Genomic DNA, 3,812 nt, shown 5'->3' with positions numbered 1-3,812 from the left:
CTGCGCGGCCCACCAGGCTTCGCGCACAGTGGCGGCCAGCTGCAGCTGCGCGGCGCGCTGGCGGCTGTCCAGCGCCTGCGTTTCGGCGTCGGCCAGCGCGGCCTTGCGGGCGCGCTCGCCCGGCAACCACAGCGGCAGGGCCAGACCCACTTCGGCTTCGCGGCTGCCCTGGTTGCTGCCAGGGCGGTCGGTTTTGGTGGACAGCTCCAGCGCCATGGGCTCGGCCGTCCAGGCCGCTGCGGCGCTGCGTGTGGCCTGCACGGCCTCGCGCCGCAAAGCTGCTGACTGCGCCTCGGGCTGGCGTTGCCAGGCCTGCTCGAACAGGGCCTGGAGCGTGAGCGGCGCTGTGCCGGGGTTGGAGGTCTGGGCCTGTGCGGCACTGCCCAGCAGTGCCCAGCCCAGTGCCATCACCACCAGCGCGGCAATGGACGTGTGTTGTCGTTGTTTCGTTGGTTGCATCCGATTCCTCTGCAGTGGCCGGGGCCACAGGTTGAAATCGGCGAGGCGCGATGGATGGAGGGGACGGTCAGCGGTGCACGCACGCCAACAGCAAGACGCGCACCGCTACTGCCAGGGAAGGCACGTCGCCAACATCATCAGGAAAAGAAACGGAGCCACCCAAGCCCCCGCCTCGCCGCTCAGGCGAGGGCTGGCCAGTTGGGGCGTTCGGGCCGCGTAAGGGGTGCGGGTGGCCATGCGGATGCGGCCAGGCCCGGCGGGTGCACCACGGCCACCACGATGGCCTGGGCGCTGGCACTGTGCGCCAGGCCGCCGCCTGTGCCGTGGCAGGCATGGCAGTCCATGTCGGCCAGGGTGCTGGGGCTGGCGCCCGGGGCCGAGTGGTCGGCCCCTTCGTCGCCATGGTGCTCGTGCACATGATGGCCAAAGTGCGATGCCTGCGGCGCTGACTCGTGCCCGCAATAGGGCGAGGCCGCCGCCCAGATGGACTGGAGCGGCATGAACACCAACAGAAAGACGAGCAGCAAGCGGCGCATGGGCAGCGGGATTCTAAGCAGGCCACGCCACCCGCCCCGCCAGATAGCCTGACGGGTTGAGGGGCCTACCTCTATGGGTTGCGCAGGCATACCAGCAGATGCTTCATTTTTTATAGCAAACTTTGAGACCCATAGAGCGGTAGAGGCTATTTTTGCCATAAGAATGCCATTCACTGCGCTGCCACCAGGTACTGCGGCACCCCGTCGGCGGCCAGCACTGGCGTGCTGTGCACGCCCCACACCTGCGCGATGGTGGCGGGGGTGAGCAGGTGGGCCGTGGCGTGCACGCTGCGCGGGCCTGCCAGGCCCGGGGCGAGCAGCAGGCTGTCGTGTGCATAGCGCAGGGCCAGGTTCAGGTCGTGCAGCACCGCGACCACGCCCACGCCCTGCTCCACCGCCCAGCGGCGCACCAGGGCCAGCGTGTGGTGCTGGTGCGCCAGGTCGAGCGCGGCGGTGGGTTCGTCCAGCAGCAGCCAGCGGGTGGCGCCATCGGGCAGGGGCTCCCAGATCTGGGCCAGCGCGCGGGCCAGGTGGCTGCGGGCGCGTTCGCCGCCCGACAAGGTGTTGATGCTGCGCCCGGCCAGGTGGGCCACGCCGGTGGCCTGCATCGCCTCGGTCACGATGCGCGCCTCGTGGCGGCTGGGCTGCTGGCGGTGGGGAAAACGCCCCATCTCCACCACCTCCTGCACCGTGAAGTCGAAGGCCACGGCCGTGTCCTGCGGCAGCACGGCGCGCTGGCGGGCCAGGGCCTGGGCGCCTTTGCCGGACACCGGCTGCCCGCCCATCCACACATGGCCCGAGCGCGGCGCGCGCTGGCCCGAAAGCATGGCCAGCAGCGTGGACTTGCCCGCGCCATTGGGGCCCAGGATGGCCGTGACGCGCCCGGGCACCAACTGGGTATGCACGGTGGCCAGCAAGGGCCTGCCGGGCACGCCCACGCCCAGCTGGTCGCACACCAGCAGATCAGCGGTGGTGGTGACCGGGGATGCGACGGCGGCATTCATACCTTGCTCCGGAACTGGCGCAGCATGGCCAGAAACAGCGGCACGCCAATAAAGGCCGTGAGCACGCCCAGCGGCAGCTCGGCAGGCTGCACGATGGTGCGCGCCACGCCGTCGGCCGCAAGCACCAGCGCGGCGCCCAGCAGGGCCGAGCCCGGCAGCACCACGCGGTGGTCCGGCCCCACCACCAGGCGCACCCAGTGCGGCGCCACCAGGCCGATAAAGCCGATGATGCCGGTGGCCGCCGTGACGGCGCCCACGGCCAGCGCGGTGACCAGGACCGCCAGGCGCTTGGTGCGCTCCACCGGCACGCCCAGCAACGCGGCCTGCGCCTCGCCCAGCGCAATCGCATTGAGCGGGCGCGCCAGCGCCAGGCCCAGGCCGCAGGCCACCGCCACGATGGCGCCCACCAGCGCCACGGCGCTCCAGCGTGCACCCCCCAGGCTGCCCAGCAGCCACATCTGGAGGTTGCGCAACTGCTCATCGGTGGAGATGAAATTGAGGTAGCCCAAGCCCGCCAGCGCCAGCGCATTGACCGCCACGCCCGCCAGCAGCATCAGCCCCATGCGCGTGCCGCCATCGGCCTGCGCCAGTGCATAGATCAGCGCCGTGACCAGCAGGCCGCCTCCAAAGGCCATGCCCACCAGTGTCCAGCTGCCCAGCGTGCGCGGCAGGTCGGGCAGCCAGTGGCTGCCCAGCACGATGGTGACGGCCGCCGCCAGCGCGGCGCCGCTGCTCACGCCCACCAGCCCGGGGTCGGCCAGCGGGTTGCGAAACAGGCCCTGCATCAGCGCACCGGCCAGCCCCAGGCCCGCCCCGGCGGCCACGCCCATCAGCAGGCGCGGCAGTCGGATGTTGATGAACACCAAGTATTCGGGTGCCTGCTCTGCAGCAGGCGCAGCCCCCACGGCCTGCAGCAGCACCTGCCACAGCTGGGAGGGTGCAATTGCGTACGCGCCCCGCGTGCTGGCCCAGACCAAGGCCAGCACGACCAGCACTGCCCCTACACCTATCGCCGTGCGGGGAGACAGGCGCGCGGGACTCCAGCGCGCACCCGGCTGCGCCACGGCCACGCTGCTCACGCGGTGATCGCCTGGGTGCGGGTGTGCAGCTCGCGCACGGCAGCGGGCAGGCGCGGGCCAAAGCCCAGCAGGTGGCTGGCTTCCATGGCCACCAGCGCCTTGCGGCGAAAGGCGGGCGTGAGCGCCAGCTCGGGCCGCTGCCAGAAAGCGGCCTCGCCGCCCAGTGCCTCGATGCCCTGCGTGCTGTTGAGCAGCACCTCGGGCGCGGCGCTGGCCATGGCCTCGGCCGTGAGCGGCCGGTAGCCCGCGAACTGGGTGATCGCATTGGTGGCGCCCGCAAAGCGGATCAGCGCATCGGCCGCCGTGCCGGTGCCCGCCACCATGGGGCTGCCGCCGTGCGACAGGATGAAGATGGCGCGCGGGCGCCGCGTGGCGGCCGCCACCACTTTCTGCACCGCCGCCCACTGCGAATCCAGGTCCGACTGCAGGGCCTGGGCCTCGCGCTCGCGGCCCACCACGCGGCCCACGGTGGCGACCTTGCGGCGCACCTCGTCCCAGGTGTGGTCGGCCTGCACCAGCTCCACGCGCACACCGGCGCTGCGCACCTGGTCCAGCACCACGGGCGGCCCGGCTTCGGTGGTGCCCACCACAGCGTCGGGCTTGAGGGACAGCAGACCCTCGGCCGAGAGCTGGCGCATGTAGCCGACCTTGGCGGTCTTGAGCGCGGCCTCGGGGAACAGGCTGGTGGTGTCGGTGCCCACCAGTTGGCCCTGGGCGCCCAGCAGGTAGACCAC

The 3,812-nt window shown here is 71.7% G+C and carries 4 protein-coding genes and 1 pseudogene; all 5 read right to left on the bottom strand.

All coding sequences use genetic code 11. The features are described from left to right. Positions 1-459: pseudogene (locus AC07Z7_RS24885) on the bottom strand (TolC family protein); the annotation flags it as partial. Between the two features lie 179 nt (positions 460-638). Next, the gene (locus AC07Z7_RS24880; protein WP_494768015.1) at positions 639-995 is read right to left on the bottom strand and encodes a hypothetical protein; all 357 of its coding nucleotides are present in this window, start codon (positions 993-995) and stop codon (positions 639-641) included. 170 nt (positions 996-1,165) lie between these two features. After that, positions 1,166-1,999, bottom strand: a complete 834-nt coding sequence (locus AC07Z7_RS24875; protein ID WP_494768014.1) for a heme ABC transporter ATP-binding protein — start codon at positions 1,997-1,999, stop codon at positions 1,166-1,168. Continuing rightward, positions 1,996-3,078 carry a FecCD family ABC transporter permease gene (locus AC07Z7_RS24870; RefSeq protein WP_494768013.1) on the bottom strand — a complete coding sequence of 361 codons (1,083 nt, stop codon included), beginning with the start codon at positions 3,076-3,078 and terminating at the stop codon, positions 1,996-1,998. Before AC07Z7_RS24870 ends, AC07Z7_RS24875 begins: the two co-directional genes overlap by 4 nt. Further along, positions 3,075-3,812, bottom strand: a 738-nt coding sequence (locus tag AC07Z7_RS24865; RefSeq protein WP_494768012.1) for a heme/hemin ABC transporter substrate-binding protein, incomplete at its 5' end; no start/stop codon positions are given. The genes AC07Z7_RS24865 and AC07Z7_RS24870, both read right to left, overlap by 4 nt.

It is taken from the genome of Acidovorax sp. GW101-11A03 (genome assembly GCF_059424825.1).
The sequence above is the reverse complement of the archived record's forward strand: the minus strand, read 5'-3'. Positions and strand labels throughout refer to the sequence as shown.

Excerpts from the sequence above, each read along its gene's own strand:
- AC07Z7_RS24875 (WP_494768014.1), bottom strand. The coding sequence starts at position 1,999 with ATGAATGCCGCCGTCGCATCCCCGGTCACCACCACCGCTGATCTGCTG.
- AC07Z7_RS24880 (WP_494768015.1), bottom strand. The coding sequence starts at position 995 with ATGCGCCGCTTGCTGCTCGTCTTTCTGTTGGTGTTCATGCCGCTCCAG.